This window comes from Ruegeria sp. BH6 (genome assembly GCF_056538105.1).
Map to the genome: position 1 here is coordinate 977,072 of NZ_JBQFSR010000001.1, position 15,651 is coordinate 992,722.

Consider the following 15,651-nt stretch of genomic DNA (forward strand, 5'->3'; position numbering starts at 1 on the left):
GGGGGGATTTAGTGAGGAACGCGCGGGGGTGCAAGCAGAAAATTCCCGAAATTCACTATGACGGGATTTTCCATTGCCAGACGGCACAAAACGCCTAGGCTTTGAAGTATGACTTATTCTCTTCGCCGCTCCGCTCTGACCCTATTCTTATTGCTTCTGACACTGGCCATGGCGCCTGTGTCGTCCTTTGCCGCCGGGCGAGACAGGATCGAAGCGTTTCTGACCACAACTGGTTTTGACGTGGCGCTGGAAAGTATCGCGCTCTCTTCTGCGTCGGCGCCGCAGATGCTGGGCATAGACCCGGATGGTTTCGGCTCCGATTGGGCCCGACTGACCGAAGAAGTATTCGACACTGACGACATGCATGAAACCGCCGTGTCGATTCTGGAGCAGACACTCAGAGACGAGGCGCTGCTTCATGCAGTGGAATTTTATGCCTCGGACCTGGGGCAGCGTCTGGTCGAAGCGGAAAACGCCTCGCATATGCTAGAAGATGACGAGGCCAAGCAGCAGCAGGGGCAAGAGATTGTGGCTGAGTTGATCAAAGACGGCTCGCACCGTGTTGAAAGCCTCAAACGCATGAATAGGGCCATTGATTCAAGCGGGACCGCCTTGCGAGCCCTGCAAGAGATTCAACTGCGGTTTCTGCTGGCCGCCAGTGCTTCGGGGGTAATTGATCTTCAGTTGGATGCTGATCAACTGCGCCTCATGATGCGCCAGAACGAAACAGGCATGCGACAGGCGTTGCAGTTATCGGCCCTGGCCGGGGCTGCCTATACGTATCAGAATTTTTCCGATGCCGATGTGAACGCTTATGCCGATGCGCTAGAGCAGCCGCTGATGCAAGAGGTCTATGAACTGCTGAATGCCGTTCAATATGAAATCATGGCCATGAAATTCGAAATTCTTGCCACTCGGATGGCGGACTTGCACCCGGCACAGGATATCTGATGCGTTTTATCGCGACGTTCCTGGCGTTGTTCGTTTGGACCACGCCTTTGCAGGCCGAGGAAAAGGTCGAACAACTTATGCAGGCCCTGCAAGTGGACGCGGTCATCGACATCCTGCGGGACGAAGGCAGTACACTTGGGCAGGACCTTCAGCAAACCTTTCTGAACAACAATGGTGGCTCGGTCTTTCTGGATCAGGTAGACCGGATTTACGACGCGGACAGAATGCGTGATCAGGTCGAAAGTGTATTCGCGGAAACCCTGACCGAAAGCCAGATGGACCGCGCCATCCTGTTTTTCGAAAGCGATTTGGGGCAGGCTATCACCTCGCTGGAATTATCCGCCCGTGTCGCCTTGGCAGATGAAGCCATCGAAGAAATGGCTCAGGACGCCTACAAAAACGGTGATCGCAGCACGGAGCTATACCGGCTGGTCGACGAGTATATTCAGGTCAACAACCTGATTGACGAGAATGTGCATAACTCCATCAGTGCAGATTACAATTTTTTCCGTGGGATGAGCCTGGGGGTTGGTGGGGACGACGGGGAGCTTCTGGCACAGCTGCTTGAGGAAAAAGATAGCATGACCGAAGACACACGAATGTGGCTGTATTCCTTTTTTCTGCTGGCATACAAGCCACTGACCGACAGTCAAATGCGCGAGAACATCGCCTTTTCACGCACTGAAACGGGCAAAGCGATCAATACGGCCCTGTTTGAAAGCTTTAACCGGATGTTCGACACGATCTATTATCAGCTGGGTCAGGCGGTCGCTCAGGTGCTGAAAGGATCGGACCTTTAGCGTCGCATTTGATGTTGACTTTCCCCCGCAATCTTTGGATAAGCGCGCATCCCGGCCGGTTCTTCCGCGCCGGGTCTCGTTATTATTGACCCAAAGGGCTTTTCCCACGGGTCGTCACACAGCCCGGAAAAAGGGCGCGCTGTTCGAGGTGGCGAAAGCCAAAACACCCAAACGGGGACCACAGAACGCGGTTTGGAAAAGGAAAGACGCATGTTTGCGGTCCTCAAGACTGGCGGCAAGCAGTACAAGGTTCAGGCGGGCGATGTGCTCCGTGTTGAAAAGCTGGCTGCCGACGCAGGTGAAAAAGTTCAATTCAACGATGTTCTGATGCTGGGCGGTGACGCACCGGTTGTTGGCGCACCCTTCGTTGAAGGCGCAGGCGTTCAGGCCGAAGTGATCGAACAGATCAAAGGTGACAAGGTCATCAACTTCGTCAAGCGTCGTCGTAAGCACAGCTCGAAGCGTACCGTTGGCCACCGTCAGAAACTGACTCTGGTCAAAATCACTGACATCCTGGCATCGGGCGCTGACAAATCGGGCATCAAAGCTGCAACTGGTTCGGCACCTGCTGGCGAAGCTGCTCCGGCAGCGAAAAAGCCTGCCAAGAAAGCTGAAGCCAAAGCAGAGGCACCTGCTGCTGCTGCTGCTGCCGCTGATGATCTGACAGCCCTGAACGGTGTCGGTCCCGCCGCCGCCAAAAAGCTGGCCGACGCCGGTATCGAGAGCTTTGCCGCTCTGGCCGCCTTGTCGGACGAGCAGATTGCTGCTATCGACACCATCAAAGTGAAACCCGAATGGGTTGAGCAGGCCAAAGAACTGGCTAAAGGCTAAGGAGAGAGAGAATGGCACATAAAAAAGCTGGCGGTTCCTCCCGTAACGGTCGCGACTCAGCTGGTCGCCGCCTTGGCGTGAAACTGTATGGTGGCCAGGCCGCCATCGCAGGTAACATCATCGTGCGTCAGCGCGGCACCAAGTTCTGGCCGGGCGAAGGCGTAGGCATGGGCAAAGATCATACAATCTTTGCAACTGTCGACGGCGCTGTGAAGTTCCACAAAGGCCTCAAAAACCGCACCTTTATTTCGGTCCTGCCAGTGGCGGAGGCCGCAGAGTAAGCCGAAACCCATAAGGTTTGAAAATTCTTGGGGGACCGGCAGAAAATGCCGGTCCCCTTTCTCGTTTTAACGTAGTTTTGATTGAACGCACCTATGCCCGTCGCAACCACAAGTTTCCTGATTTTCGCCGCCAGTCAGGTCGGCACCCCAGGACCAGCCAATATGGTCCTGCTGGGAACTGGTGCGCGCTATGGTTTTCGGGCGGCGCTTCCATTTGTCGGAGGCGTCATTCTGGGTAAGCAGTTGATCATCTGGCCTGTAGGCTTTGGCCTGCTGCAACTGGCTGATCAGGCGCCCGGGGTATTTACGGCGCTGAAATACGCGTCGGCGGCTTATATCATGTGGCTGGCCTGGAAGATCGCCAATACTCGCCTGTCGCGCCAGCAGGCAGATGGCAATGCACCCGGGTTCTTGGCTGGTTTGATCGTTCATCCCTTAAACCCAAAGGCTTGGGCGATGATTGTTGCAGGGTTTACCGGGTTTGTGGCGGCAGGTACGCCCAGTATTGAGGCGACAGTAACAATTGCTCTCTGTTTGTTGTTTTGTCAGCTGGTTCTTCATCCAATCTGGACATTTGCGGGCGATAGAATTGCCCACGCGGTTGAAGGACGGCCAATTGAAAAATATCTGATGTGGACGTTAGCCAGTCTCACCGTTGCGTCCGTATTATTCGTGTTGTTCGGAGGAGGAACGCACTCATGAAGCTTGAGGCAATAATAAACCAGCCGGTCATTGAAACCGAGCGGTTCGATCTACGACCATTGCGCCGGTCGGATTTGGGTCTCATTGAACATTATGCAGGTGATGAGCGCGTGGCGCGCATGACCACAGCAATTCCACATCCGCTGCCACCGGGTTCGACCGAAGCTTTTGTGACGCGCGCGATGTCCGAAGAACGCGATGAAGACGTCTGGGCAATGGATGCCACCAAAGATGGCGGTCCCGAGCTGATCGGCCTGATCTCGCTGACGCGCCTGGATCGCAACCAGTCCGAGGTGGGCTATTGGGTCGCGCCGGTCTATTGGAACACGGGCGTTGCCTCGATGGCGGTCGAAGCGCTGGTCAATGCCAACCCCTTGGAAAACGCCACCATGTTTGCCAGCGTTTTTCAGGACAATCCGGCCTCGGCGCGGGTGTTGACCCATTGCGGGTTTGAATATCTGGGTGATGCCGAAACCTATTCGGTGGCGCGTGATGCGAATGTGCCCACCTGGACGTATACTAAGAAACTCTGACTTGTGGCCGATGGGGCCTTTGCAGTAGGGGACACACATGAAATTTCTCGATCTTGCAAAGGTCTACATCCGGTCCGGTGCCGGAGGTGGCGGCTGCGTCAGCTTTCGGCGCGAAAAGTACATCGAATACGGCGGTCCCGATGGCGGCGACGGCGGTAAGGGCGGGTCTGTCTGGGCCGAGGTCGTTGACGGGTTGAACACCCTGATCGATTTCCGCTATCAGCAGCATTTCTTTGCCAAAAACGGTCAACCCGGTCGGGGTCAGCAGCGCACCGGCAAGGACGGCGACGACATTGTCTTGCGGGTGCCGGTTGGTACCGAGATTCTGGACGAAGACGAAGAAACCATCATCTGCGATCTGACTGAGGTCGGTCAGCGGGTTTTGCTGGCCAAAGGCGGCAATGGCGGCTTCGGCAACCTGCACTTCAAATCTGCCACCAACCAGGCCCCGCGCCGGGCCAATCCGGGGCAGGCGGGGATCGACCGTACGATCTGGCTACGGCTGAAACTGATCGCCGATGTGGGCTTGCTGGGCATGCCCAATGCTGGAAAGTCGACCTTTCTGGCCGCAACATCCAACGCCCGTCCGAAAATTGCGGATTATCCCTTTACCACGCTGCACCCGAACCTGGGTGTGGTCGGCGTTGATAACGTCGAGTTTGTCGTGGCTGACATTCCCGGCCTGATCGAAGGCGCCCACGAAGGCCGCGGGATCGGAGATCGTTTTCTCGGTCACGTGGAACGCTGCGCCGTTCTGCTGCATCTGGTCGATGGAACGTCTGAGACCGTGGCTGATGACTACCGGACCATTATTCACGAGCTTGAGGCTTATGGCGGCGAACTGGCTGAGAAACCTCGTATTACGGTGCTGAACAAGGTCGACGCACTGGATGACGAAGAACGCGAAGCGGCTAAGGCCGAGCTGGAAGAGGCCGTCGGCGGCCCCGTCATGACAATGTCCGGTGTGGCGCATCTGGGCGTGACCGAGGTTCTGCGCGCATTGCGTACCCAGATTGACGAAAACCGCCTGCGGCAAAAGCCCGTTGAGGAGGCGAAGACGTGGCAACCCTGACCTCAGCCAAGCGTCTGGTGGTCAAGATCGGGTCCGCCTTGCTGGTGGATCGGGACACGGGCCTTTTGCGCTCGGACTGGCTGCACTCCTTGGCGCAGGACGTAGCTTGGTTAAAGGGGCAGGGAACGGACGTCATTTTGGTGTCATCCGGGTCTATCGCGTTGGGTCGCGGGGTCTTGGGGTTGCCGATGGAGGCATTGCCGCTGGAGAAATCTCAGGCTGCCGCTGCTGTAGGTCAGATCCGGCTGGCTCGCGCGTACGAGGAGGCGTTAACGCCGCACAAGATTACTACCGCGCAGGTCTTAGTGACGTTGGAGGACAGCGCCGACCGCCGCCGCTATCTCAACTCACGCGCGACGCTTGAAACTTTGCTGGGTTTGGGTGTCGTGCCTATCGTCAACGAAAACGATACGGTCGCAACGGATGAAATCCGCTATGGCGACAATGACCGCCTTGCGGCACAAATCGCTGTCACGGTGGGCGCGGATCAGTTGATCCTGCTATCCGACGTGGACGGTTTCTATACCGGCAACCCGAATGAGGACGCCTCGGCCACCCGTTACGACGTGATCGAAGAAATTACGCCTAAGATCGAACAGATGGCGGGTGACGCTGGGTCAGGCCTGTCCAAAGGCGGAATGAAGACAAAGCTGCTGGCTGCTAAGATGGCGACAGCCGCAGGGTGTGATATGGCGATTACTGAAGGATCGCCGCTTAACCCTCTGAAATCACTTGAAAACGGCGCGAATTGCACTTGGTTCACCGCGACCCTGGACCCACATGCGGCCCGGAAACGGTGGATCTCAGCGATGAAACCGCGTGGTGAAATCGTGGTGGACGCCGGCGCAGCCCGGGCACTTGGCAACGGTAAAAGCCTGTTGCCTGCCGGGATCGTCGAAGTGACCGGAGACTTTGGCCGTGGCGATCCTGTGGCCATTCTGGACCCAGAAGCGCGGCGCTTGGCACAGGGCCTCAGCCGCTACACCGCGCAAGAAGCAGACGCGATCAAGGGGCGAAAGTCCTCGGAAATCGAGGCGACTCTGGGTTATCCGGGCAGGGCCGTGCTGATCCACCGAGACGATTTGGCGCGGTAGCCGAGCGATGTTAGAACACCAAAAGACCGACTGAAAGGCATCTGAGATGAAGGATTTCGACAGCATCCCCACACTGATGGCCGATCTTGGAAAACGCGCCAAGAAAGCCTCGGCCGAATTGGCTTTTGCCAGCGCCGAACGGAAACATGCAGCCCTGATCGCCGCCGCTGATGCGGTTTGGGCCAACCGTGCCAGAATCATCGAGGCCAACAAGAAAGACCTGGAATTCGGTCGTGAAAAAGGTCTGAGCCCGGCAATGATGGATCGCCTGATGCTGGACGAGGCGCGCATTCAGGGCATGGTTGACGGGCTGCGCACGGTCGCGGATCAGGCTGATCCTGTGGGCGAGGTGCTGACCGAATGGGACATGCCCTCGGGTTTGCATATCCAGCGTGTGCGCACGCCTTTGGGTGTGATCGGTGTGATCTATGAAAGCCGCCCCAATGTGACAGCAGATGCCGGCGCGCTGTGCCTGAAATCGGGCAACGCGGTGATCCTTCGTGGCGGGTCCGAGAGCTTTCATTCTTCGGGCGCCATCCACGCTTGTCTAGTCCAAGGGCTAAAGGCCGCCAACCTGCCCGAGGATTCCATCCAACTGGTGCCGACGCGAGACCGCGCCGCGGTTCAGGAATTGCTTACCCTGACGGATTATGTCGATGTTATCGTCCCGCGCGGAGGTAAAGGCCTGGTGGGGCTGGTGCAGCGCGAGGCGCGCGTGCCTGTTTTCGCGCATCTTGAAGGCATCGTGCATATCTACATCGACAAAGCCGCCGATCCGCAGAAAACGCTGAACGTGGTGATGAACGCCAAAACCCGGCGGACCGGAATCTGCGGCGCAGCCGAATGCCTGTTGATCCATCAGGATGTGGTGGAAACACTGGGACGCGACGTCATCGCTGCGCTAATGGCCGCAGGTGTTGAGGTTCACGCCGAAGGCGCGCTGGCCCAGAATGGCACCGTGGCTGCGACGGCCGATGATTGGGGAAAGGAATTCCTCGACAGTATCATCGCGGCGAGACCGGTCGCTGATATTGACGAAGCCATCGCGCATATCCGCCTCAATGGCTCGGACCATACCGACTGCATCATGACCGAGGACGAGACCGCCGCTGCACGGTTCTTCGAACGGCTCGACAGTGCAATCCTGATGCACAATGCCTCAACCCAATTTGCCGATGGGGGTGAGTTTGGTATGGGCGCTGAGATCGGCATTGCGACCGGTAAGATGCATGCGCGTGGCCCGGTGGGTGCGGCGCAGCTGACCAGCTTTCAGTATCTTGTGCGCGGGAATGGAACGACCCGGTCTTAAAACCGGATCACAACGCGGGTTGAGGTGGTTTCCGCCACAACCCGCCGCCCCACCGACGTGGCAGTCTTTGGCAAAAGAGCAAACTGCACCTGTGCGGGCGTGACTTTATTGGGGTATCGCCCGGTCGGCAGGTTTTTCCAAAGGTCATTATCCACATTCAGCTTGTCGGCTGATCCTGTGACCGTCCAGCTTTCACCATTTTGACCGATGGTCACTTCGCCCCCAAAAGGCATGGCGTTTTCGCAGCACATCAACGCCAGAAATGCCAGTTTGACCTGATTACGCGGCACCGCCTCGGTCAGGTGCCAGTTGACGCGCACGCGGCCTGCGCGTTCGACATCCTTTAACAGTTCCGAGACCTCGGTTCGGCCCAAGGGCTGATCGCTGGCTGAACCAAACGCCACGCGGAAAAACCGAATCCGCGCCCCGGCACTGCCAACACTGCCCGAGATAAGTTCCATCTCAGGCCCCTGGACTGCGCCAACCATCTCAAGCAGCTCCAGACCGTTGGTGATCGCCCCGATGGGGCTGATCAAATCGTGACAGATCCGGGACCCGATCAACTCGGCCAGGTTGACTGTGGTGTCGCTCATGCGTACCTCCTGCTGCATCTGCCGCCGGACCGGAGCCCTCGCATGACAGACCTTAATGCTATTCTTGCACCGGGCATGTACGTCCGCCACCCCGATTACCCCGATTGGGGCGTTGGACAGGTGCAGTCCAACATCGGGGGCAAGATCACCGTGAACTTTCGCGAGCAGGGGAAAGTGGTGATTGACGGAACGCGCATCGCCCTGATGCCGGTCTTTGATCTGTGAAACTGGTTTAGGAAAGGTTAACGGCCCCGCAAATCCGCTCTTGTTGCCATCCCTACGGAAACTGCGGTATCAGCGCGCAAACAAGAACGGAACCATCAATGCCGGACGCAGGCCCTTCCTTTACCATCAAACTTGCACAGACCGAGGACGAACTGCGCGCTGCCCAACGGCTGCGCTATGACGTGTTTGTTCGCGAACTGGGCGGTGGCGGAGAGATGGTGGATCATGACGCCGGACTGGAGCGCGACAAGTTCGATCCGTATTTTGATCACATGCTGGCGATAGACGACCTGACAGGCGAAGTTGTTGGCGTTTACAGGCTATTACCGGGCGAACGTGCTGTAGAACTGGGGCAGTTTTATTCCGAAGATGAATACGATCTGACTGTTTTGAAGCAAAGCGGTCGCAAGCTGTTGGAACTCGGCCGTTCATGCGTCCACCGTGACTATCGCGGGGGCACTGCGATGTATCACCTGTGGAACGGATTGGCGGCCTATGTAAACGAGCGTGATATCGAAGTTCTGTTCGGTGTCGCCAGCTTTCACGGAACGGATGTTCAGGAATTGGCGCAGCCCTTGTCGATGCTGCATCACAACCATCTCGCGCCGCCTGATTTGAGGGTGAGGGCACAACCAGAAGTATTTGAATCCATGGATCTTGTTGCGCCCGCCGATCTGGATCGCCGAGCTGCGATAGTTCAGGTTCCGGCATTGATCAAGGCCTATCTTCGCCTAGGAGGTTTCGTGGGAGAAGGCGCGTTCATCGACCATTCATTCAACACCACTGATGTTTGCCTGATCCTCGATACGGCCCGCATGAACGAGCGGCAGAAACGCATCTATGGCGGGGCATAAATTGGTGAACGAACCGCTTTGGAACAGCGAGGATGAACCAGACCCCATCAAACTGGGGTTGGTGGGGTGGATGTTGGTTTTTCTCCGCGGATTACCACTGGCCGTATTGGTGTTTGGAGGTTTGCTAGTTCTATTAGTGGTGCGCTTGATCGAGCGTCCGTTGTACGGCGTGCGCCGCCCCGTAACGCCGTTTATTTCGCAATTTGTCTGCCGCAATGCGTTTCGGATCCTCGGGATACGGTTTCGAACCTCGGGCGAATTGATGCAACAGCGCGGCGCTGTGGTTGCAAATCACACGTCATGGCTGGACATTTTCGCCTTGAATGCACGCAAGCGCGTCTATTTCGTGTCCAAGGCCGAGGTGGCCAAATGGCCCGGTATCGGCTGGCTTGCCCGTGCAACAGGAACCGTGTTCATCGAGCGGGACCGCAAGAAAGCAAGAGAACAGACAAGAATATTCGAAACTCGCTTGAAAGCTGGTCATAAGCTGCTGTTTTTCCCCGAAGGAACCTCGACCGACGGGCAGCGCGTTTTACCTTTTAAAACAACTCTTTTCGCCGCGTTCTTCGCAGATGAATTGCGAGATTTCATGTATGTGCAGCCAGTCTCGGTTGTGTATCACGCGCCTAAAGGGCAACCCGACCGGTTTTATGGCTGGTGGGGAGATATGGATTTCGCCCCACACCTTTTGAAAACGCTGGGTGCGCGCAAGCAAGGGGCGGTCGAACTGATCTATCACGCCCCTGCCAAGGTCAGCGATTTTGAAAGTCGCAAGACGCTGGCGGCGCATTGCGAAGAAGCTGTACGCCACGCGCACGCACTCGCGCGGCTTGAAAAATAAGGGCGAAAGCCCTTGCACTACCTGAAAACCTGCCGTATACGCGCGCCATTCAAACCCGCAGGCGGGGTTTGGGCTTTTTGAGGGAGACATCCTCATTAAGACCGCCGGTTGGAGCATCCGCTTCTTTCACCCCCGCCCAGGCGTAAACCGGAAAAGGAAAATAGCATGGCTCTTCCCGAGTTCACCATGCGTCAGCTGCTGGAAGCTGGCGTTCACTTTGGTCACCAGACACAGCGTTGGAATCCCCGCATGGGCCCGTTCATCTACGGCTCGCGCAATGGTATCCACATCATGGACCTGACTCAGACCGTTCCGATGCTGGATCAGGCTCTGCAAGCCGTTCGTGACACCGTCGCAAAAGGTGGCCGCGTTCTTTTTGTCGGCACCAAGCGTCAGGCAGCTCAGCCCGTCGCTGAAGCAGCTGAAAAGTCGGCTCAGTACTACATGAACCACCGCTGGCTGGGCGGCACGCTGACCAACTGGAAAACCGTTTCTCAGTCGATCAACCGTCTGAACCAGATCGACGAAGCCATGGAATCGGGCGCCGAGGGCCTGACCAAGAAAGAGCGTCTGGGCATGGAACGTGACCAGGGCAAATTGCAGGCTTCGCTGGGCGGTATCCGCGAAATGGGCGGTGTTCCTGATCTGCTGTTCGTCATCGACGTCAAAAAAGAAGCACTGGCCATCGCCGAAGCCAACAAACTGGGTATCCCGGTTGTGGCCGTTGTCGACACCAACTGCTCGCCCGACGGTGTTGATTACATCATTCCCGGCAACGACGACGCGGCGCGCGCGATTGCGCTGTACTGCGATCTGGCCGCACGGGCCGCTCTGGACGGTATGACCGCGCAGATGGGTGCAGCAGGCGTTGATCTGGGTGCGTTCGAAGAAGCTCCGGTTGAAGAAGCCGTTGCGGAAGAAGCACCCGCAGAAGAAGCCGCGCCGGAAGCCAAAGCCGAAGCGTAAGCTGCCCGTCACCTAAATGACATATGGGGCAGGGTAGACCTGCCCCAATTCCGTTTGAATTGAGGAGAGCCAAGAGATGGCAATCACAGCAGCAATGGTTAAAGAACTGCGCGACTCGACCGGCGCAGGCATGATGGACGCGAAAAAAGCGCTGACCGAAACCGAAGGTAACATGGACGAAGCCGTTGACTGGCTGCGCACCAAGGGCCTGGCCAAGGCGGCCAAGAAATCGGGCCGTACCGCTGCAGAAGGTCTGGTCGCTGTTCACGTCAACGGTGGCAACGGTGTTGCTGTCGAAGTGAACTCGGAAACCGACTTTGTCGCGAAAAACGCCGAGTTCCAGGAAATGGTTGGCAAGATCGCGTATGCCGCAGAAGGCGTCGACAATGTCGAGGCGCTGCTGGCTGCTGATCTAGGTGGCAAGAATGTTGCGGACACCCTGACCGACAAAATCGCCACCATTGGTGAGAACATGTCGGTCCGTCGTATGGCCAAGCTGTCGGGCGACACTGTTGTGTCCTATGTCCACAATGCGGCCACCAACGGCATGGGCAAAATCGGTGTTCTGGTTGCTCTGTCTGGCGGCGATGAAGCCATCGGCAAACAAGTTGCAATGCACATCGCAGCTGTGAACCCGGCGGCCCTGTCCGAGGCAGACATGGACCCGGCTGTTGTTGAAAAAGAAAAGCAGGTTCAGATGGACATTGCCCGCGAATCCGGCAAGCCGGAGCAGGTGATCGAAAAGATGATCGTTGGTCGCATGAAGAAATTCGTCGCTGAATCCACATTGCTGAACCAGTCTTTCGTTGTGAACCCTGACCTGACCGTTGAAGCAGCGGCGAAAGAGGCAGGCGCAACCATCACCGGCTTTGTCCGTCTGGAAGTTGGCGAAGGCATCGTTGTCGAAAAAGAAGACTTCGCAGCAGAAGTTGCTAAAGCCGCACAAGGCTAAAAAAGCACTCCCAAACTCTGCAGAGTTCGGGGAGCCAAAGATACCGGTCGCGCAAGTCGTGGCCGGTTTTTTTTAGGCCACTCAAGCCATTAGCCAATAAAAAAGGACGCACTCGCGTCCTGAACCTTTCTGAAAAGGTATGAGGGGCCCCGCATGATGGGGATGGTCGAGGCCCCTCAAAATTCCGACAAACTGACGCGGACAAATAGGCGCCTTTATGTCAGAGCGATTGGAGAGCCTTGGTATTACAAAGATCCAACCAAATGTTCCCTGGCTAAAGCCACCACTCACGGAACACTCTCACTTTGCAACCAGCCCCCCAGATTGGAAAGTCATGATTTCCTTACCTAGGGTAAATTGACGCCCCTCAGCGTCAATTTTCGGACCTTAGGCCTCCATACCTTAGGCCTCCATAACGAACATCTGATTCTGTAGTGACGCCTTCAGAACGGCCTGAGCTGTGGTTTCCACCGACAGCGCCTCGCGCGCCAATCGCAGATGTTTTTCGACCGTAGCCGATGTCAGCCCCATCAATAGGGCAATGTCCTGGGTGGTCTTGCCGTCACCGACCCATTGCAACGCTTCACGCTGGCGCTTGGTCAGCGCTCGGTTCGGCGCGTTATAGGGCAGGGTGAGGATTTTAAGATGCGCAACATTGTTCATCAGCAGGATATCGTCACCATGCTCATCCCACATCGCATCCACTTCGTCCTGGCTGGTCGCATTTCCGGCGGAAAGGGAAATCGCCCCCTTGGAACGCATCGAAACCGAGGTGAAACTGACCGTATATCCGAACGCAACGCCGTGCTTTCGATTGAATTCCAGAACGTCCAGTTCTTGCTGTGTTAATCCGCGGTTGGACACCAAATCCTGGGCAATATTCCAACTGGCGGCACCTTCGTTGCTTAGCGCCCATTTCAACATCGGAGCATGAAAATACAGGCCACCACGCAGGAATCCATCCAGATAGGACTTTCCATGATTGGTCAGAATCACGAAATCCTCTGGATCACCCAGCGATGTCTCGGTGCGGTATTGGGTGTAGCCATAGATCAGCCGATCAAACCCGTATTCGGCCATCTGACGGCAATGGGCGTCCCAAAGCTCTTCCAAAGTTTTGGTATAGCTGAGAAAGTGCAGGTATTCGCTCAGCTTCATGCAGTCGACCCGCCTTTCAGATGCGTCGCCAATCCGTCCAGAGCCATCACATAGCCTTGCGGGCCAAAGCCACAAATCTGGCCGATCGCCACCTTCGAGATATACGAAACGTGCCGGAATTCTTCGCGGGCATGGATGTTGGACAGGTGGACCTCGATCATTGGAAGTTCAACGGAAGCAATCGCATCCATCAGGGCGATTGAGGTATGCGTATAAGCACCTGCGTTCAGAACAATACCGTCCTGATCCCCCTTGGCCGCGTGGATGGCATCAATCAGGGCACCTTCGTGGTTTGACTGAAAGCACGACACGTCCAGACCGATGGAAGATCCGTGGCTGACGCACAGATTCTCAACCATCTCCAGCGTGGTGCTTCCATAAACCTCAGGTTGTCGGGTGCCCAAAAGGTTCAGGTTCGGACCATTCAAAATCAGAGCTTTGTGCATTATTTCACTGTTCCCATACCAGTTTCTTAAACGCGAACAGGTGGGAATGTCCACCGGCCAACGCGCGTATAGGGCGAGCGATTAAAGAAACCGTCAATCATGTTCAGCCCTTGCAGGCATTGTCACCACGATTTTACCAAGGGCAGAACGGTTGGCCAGATGAGTCAGAGCTTTGGAGGCAAGGTCGAACGGATATTTGGCGCTGATCCGCGGTTTTATACGAGCATCGACGTATAACTTGAACAAATCATTCACATTTTTAGAATGCCCTACAGGATCACGTAGCACCGATGCGCCCCAAAAAACCCCTACAATTTGGCAGCTTTTCAGCAATGGCAGGTTCAGAGGTATTTTGGGAATGCCCGCCGGGAAACCGATCACAAGATATCGCCCGGCCCAGGCCATACTACGCAGCGCAGGTTCCGCATAATCTCCACCTACAGCATCATAAACGACATTTACACCTAACGGCCCTGCCAAATCTTTGATTCCCGATGAGAATTCTTTTTGTGCCTCTTTGTTCATCTCACGGGAGTAGATAAGCGTTTCATCCGCCCCCAAATCTCGGCAAAAATCCGCTTTGTCTGGCGATGAGACTGCGGCAATCACACGTGCACCCATGGCCTTGCCCAGCTCGATCGCGGCAGACCCGACCCCTCCAGCAGCGCCCAGCACCAACAGGGTTTCCCCGGGCTGCAGGGCAGCGCGGTCTTTCAACGCGTGATAGGACGTGCCGTAGGTAAAGACAAAGCAGGCCGCATCCTCGTATGGCATCGAGCCTGGGAATTTAATGGCGGTTGCAGCGGGGATTGTTAGATGTGTTGAAAACCCGCCATGCCCGGTCAGCGCCAGAACACGGTCTCCAACGTTGAAACCGGTCACACCTTCGCCAATGGCCAGAACGTCCCCGGCGATTTCACCGCCCGGCGCAAAGGGGCGGGGTGGCTTGATCTGATAGAGGTCCTGAATGATCAGTGTGTCGGGGAAATTAACGCCTGCGGCCCTAACCCCGATCAGCAATTCGCCTTTACCCGGTACTGGATCAGGCAGGCTGGTCAGCTCTAGTGTATCTGGCCCGCCCGGCGCGACGCTGAGTAAAGCTTGCATATTAATCCCGTTATCCCTGTTATTCGGATATGAGGAGCTTTGGCGCGGACCAATGAGTTGTCAAGAAATCAACCATTTCCCAGACGTGCCTATAGCCACTTTACCGAGGAGCAGACCATGACCCCCGACACGTTATTCTCATTGCAAGGCAAAACCGCACTGGTCACCGGTGGCGCAACAGGCATCGGGCGAATGGCGGCCGAGGCATTGGTGCGGGCAGGGGCGCGTGTTCTGATCGCATCCCGCAAAGCAGACGCCTGCGAAGCCGTTGCGGCTGAGCTGAACGCTTTGGATGCGCTCGGTCATGCCGAAGGGTTCGGCGGTGATGTTGCAACCAAAGATGGAATCGCGGCGCTTGTATCCGAGGTTAACAAGCGAACAGATCGCCTTGATATCCTGATGAATAATGCAGGCGTAACCTGGGGTGCGCCGATGGGACAATTCCCACATGAGGCCTGGGATAAAGTTATGACGGTCAATGTCGCGGGTTTGTTCGAGCTGACCCAAAAACTGTTGCCGATGCTGATGCAGTCTGGCTTAGTTGACGACCCGGCGCGAGTGGTCAATGTCGGTTCGGTCATGGGTGAGGTGCCAATGGGCGATGGGGCCTATAGCTACTCGGCTTCGAAAGCGGCAGTGCTGCACCTGACCAAGATCATGGCCAAGGAGTTTTCGCCCTACCACATCACGGTCAACGCGCTGGCACCGGGGCCGTTCGTCTCGAAGATGACTGCCTTTGCCACGGCCGATGAAGAGACACGCGAAAGGGTTGGTAACTCGGTTCCTTTGGGTCGGGTTGGGCGTGATGAGGATATTGCCGGCTGTATGCTATTCCTATGCGGTCGTGGCGGCAGCTATGTCACCGGTGCAGTGATCCCGGTGTCCGGTGGGATCAACGTCGAGACGGCCGGGAACATATTTGCCGAAGCTTTGTGA

At 56.5% G+C, this 15,651-nt stretch carries 19 protein-coding genes; 15 read left to right on the forward strand and 4 right to left on the reverse strand.

The genetic code is table 11. The features are described from left to right. The first annotated feature begins 108 nt into the window (after window positions 1–108). The 9 genes from ACR0B8_RS04835 (at window position 109) to ACR0B8_RS04875 (ending at window position 7,573) form a co-directional block, all read left to right on the forward strand. Window positions 109–951 carry a DUF2059 domain-containing protein gene (locus ACR0B8_RS04835; RefSeq protein ID WP_480657631.1) on the forward strand — a complete coding sequence of 281 codons (843 nt, stop codon included), beginning with the start codon at window positions 109–111 and terminating at the stop codon, window positions 949–951. Next, complete coding sequence (locus ACR0B8_RS04840; RefSeq protein ID WP_480657629.1) at window positions 951–1,751, forward strand: DUF2059 domain-containing protein; 801 nt, start codon at window positions 951–953, stop codon at window positions 1,749–1,751. The genes ACR0B8_RS04835 and ACR0B8_RS04840 overlap by 1 nt, the downstream gene beginning before the upstream one ends. Window positions 1,752–1,961: 210 nt before the next feature. Further along, window positions 1,962–2,582, forward strand: coding sequence for a 50S ribosomal protein L21 (locus ACR0B8_RS04845; protein WP_170375320.1), 621 nt, complete (start codon window positions 1,962–1,964; stop codon window positions 2,580–2,582). A gap of 11 nt (window positions 2,583–2,593) precedes the next feature. After that, window positions 2,594–2,863, forward strand: coding sequence for a 50S ribosomal protein L27 (rpmA, locus tag ACR0B8_RS04850; protein WP_010440093.1), 270 nt, complete (start codon window positions 2,594–2,596; stop codon window positions 2,861–2,863). Between the two features lie 93 nt (window positions 2,864–2,956). Beyond that, entirely contained in the window at window positions 2,957–3,565 is a 609-nt protein-coding gene (locus ACR0B8_RS04855) for a LysE family translocator (protein WP_480657626.1), read from the forward strand. Continuing rightward, complete coding sequence (locus tag ACR0B8_RS04860) at window positions 3,562–4,098, forward strand: GNAT family N-acetyltransferase (RefSeq protein ID WP_170358452.1); 537 nt, start codon at window positions 3,562–3,564, stop codon at window positions 4,096–4,098. The genes ACR0B8_RS04855 and ACR0B8_RS04860 overlap by 4 nt, the downstream gene beginning before the upstream one ends. Window positions 4,099–4,135: 37 nt before the next feature. Beyond that, a complete protein-coding gene (gene obgE, locus ACR0B8_RS04865; RefSeq protein ID WP_226688453.1) occupies window positions 4,136–5,170 on the forward strand; it encodes a GTPase ObgE in 1,035 nt (344 codons plus the stop codon). Then, window positions 5,158–6,264, forward strand: a complete 1,107-nt coding sequence (gene proB, locus ACR0B8_RS04870; RefSeq protein WP_170358454.1) for a glutamate 5-kinase — start codon at window positions 5,158–5,160, stop codon at window positions 6,262–6,264. Before obgE ends, proB begins: the two co-directional genes overlap by 13 nt. A 46-nt stretch (window positions 6,265–6,310) precedes the next feature. Continuing rightward, window positions 6,311–7,573 carry a glutamate-5-semialdehyde dehydrogenase gene (locus ACR0B8_RS04875; RefSeq protein WP_170358456.1) on the forward strand — a complete coding sequence of 421 codons (1,263 nt, stop codon included), beginning with the start codon at window positions 6,311–6,313 and terminating at the stop codon, window positions 7,571–7,573. Here ACR0B8_RS04875 and ACR0B8_RS04880 read toward each other — a convergent pair. Further along, window positions 7,570–8,166, reverse strand: coding sequence for a histidine phosphotransferase family protein (locus ACR0B8_RS04880; RefSeq protein WP_226688452.1), 597 nt, complete (start codon window positions 8,164–8,166; stop codon window positions 7,570–7,572). The two genes, ACR0B8_RS04875 and ACR0B8_RS04880, sit on opposite strands and share 4 nt — an antisense overlap. Window positions 8,167–8,208: 42 nt before the next feature. Here ACR0B8_RS04880 and ACR0B8_RS04885 point away from each other — a divergent pair, with 42 nt between their 5' ends. From ACR0B8_RS04885 to tsf, 5 genes are all read left to right on the forward strand, one after another. After that, window positions 8,209–8,391, forward strand: a complete 183-nt coding sequence (locus tag ACR0B8_RS04885; RefSeq protein ID WP_170348700.1) for a DUF3553 domain-containing protein — start codon at window positions 8,209–8,211, stop codon at window positions 8,389–8,391. Window positions 8,392–8,489: 98 nt separating this feature from the next. Then, a complete protein-coding gene (olsB, locus tag ACR0B8_RS04890; protein ID WP_226688451.1) occupies window positions 8,490–9,245 on the forward strand; it encodes an L-ornithine N(alpha)-acyltransferase in 756 nt (251 codons plus the stop codon). Further along, window positions 9,232–10,086, forward strand: coding sequence for a lyso-ornithine lipid O-acyltransferase (olsA, locus tag ACR0B8_RS04895; protein WP_170394088.1), 855 nt, complete (start codon window positions 9,232–9,234; stop codon window positions 10,084–10,086). Before olsB ends, olsA begins: the two co-directional genes overlap by 14 nt. 165 nt (window positions 10,087–10,251) lie before the next feature. After that, complete coding sequence (gene rpsB, locus ACR0B8_RS04900) at window positions 10,252–11,052, forward strand: 30S ribosomal protein S2 (RefSeq protein ID WP_170348703.1); 801 nt, start codon at window positions 10,252–10,254, stop codon at window positions 11,050–11,052. 76 nt (window positions 11,053–11,128) lie between these two features. Beyond that, window positions 11,129–12,004 (forward strand): translation elongation factor Ts, encoded by an 876-nt coding sequence (gene tsf / locus ACR0B8_RS04905; protein WP_170348704.1) that lies wholly within the window; start codon window positions 11,129–11,131, stop codon window positions 12,002–12,004. Window positions 12,005–12,406: 402 nt separating this feature from the next. On the opposite strand, the gene ACR0B8_RS04910 is transcribed toward tsf, so the two are convergent. The 3 genes from ACR0B8_RS04910 to ACR0B8_RS04920 all read right to left on the reverse strand — a co-directional run bounded on the left by ACR0B8_RS04910 (window position 12,407) and on the right by ACR0B8_RS04920 (window position 14,715). Beyond that, entirely contained in the window at window positions 12,407–13,162 is a 756-nt protein-coding gene (locus tag ACR0B8_RS04910; protein ID WP_170358465.1) for a helix-turn-helix transcriptional regulator, read from the reverse strand. Further along, window positions 13,159–13,608, reverse strand: a complete 450-nt coding sequence (gene aroQ, locus ACR0B8_RS04915; protein ID WP_170505288.1) for a type II 3-dehydroquinate dehydratase — start codon at window positions 13,606–13,608, stop codon at window positions 13,159–13,161. Before aroQ ends, ACR0B8_RS04910 begins: the two co-directional genes overlap by 4 nt. A 93-nt stretch (window positions 13,609–13,701) precedes the next feature. Further along, entirely contained in the window at window positions 13,702–14,715 is a 1,014-nt protein-coding gene (locus ACR0B8_RS04920) for an NADPH:quinone oxidoreductase family protein (RefSeq protein ID WP_170375342.1), read from the reverse strand. Between the two features lie 117 nt (window positions 14,716–14,832). Between ACR0B8_RS04920 and ACR0B8_RS04925 the strand changes: the two genes are divergently transcribed. After that, window positions 14,833–15,651, forward strand: a complete 819-nt coding sequence (locus tag ACR0B8_RS04925; protein WP_170358469.1) for an SDR family oxidoreductase — start codon at window positions 14,833–14,835, stop codon at window positions 15,649–15,651.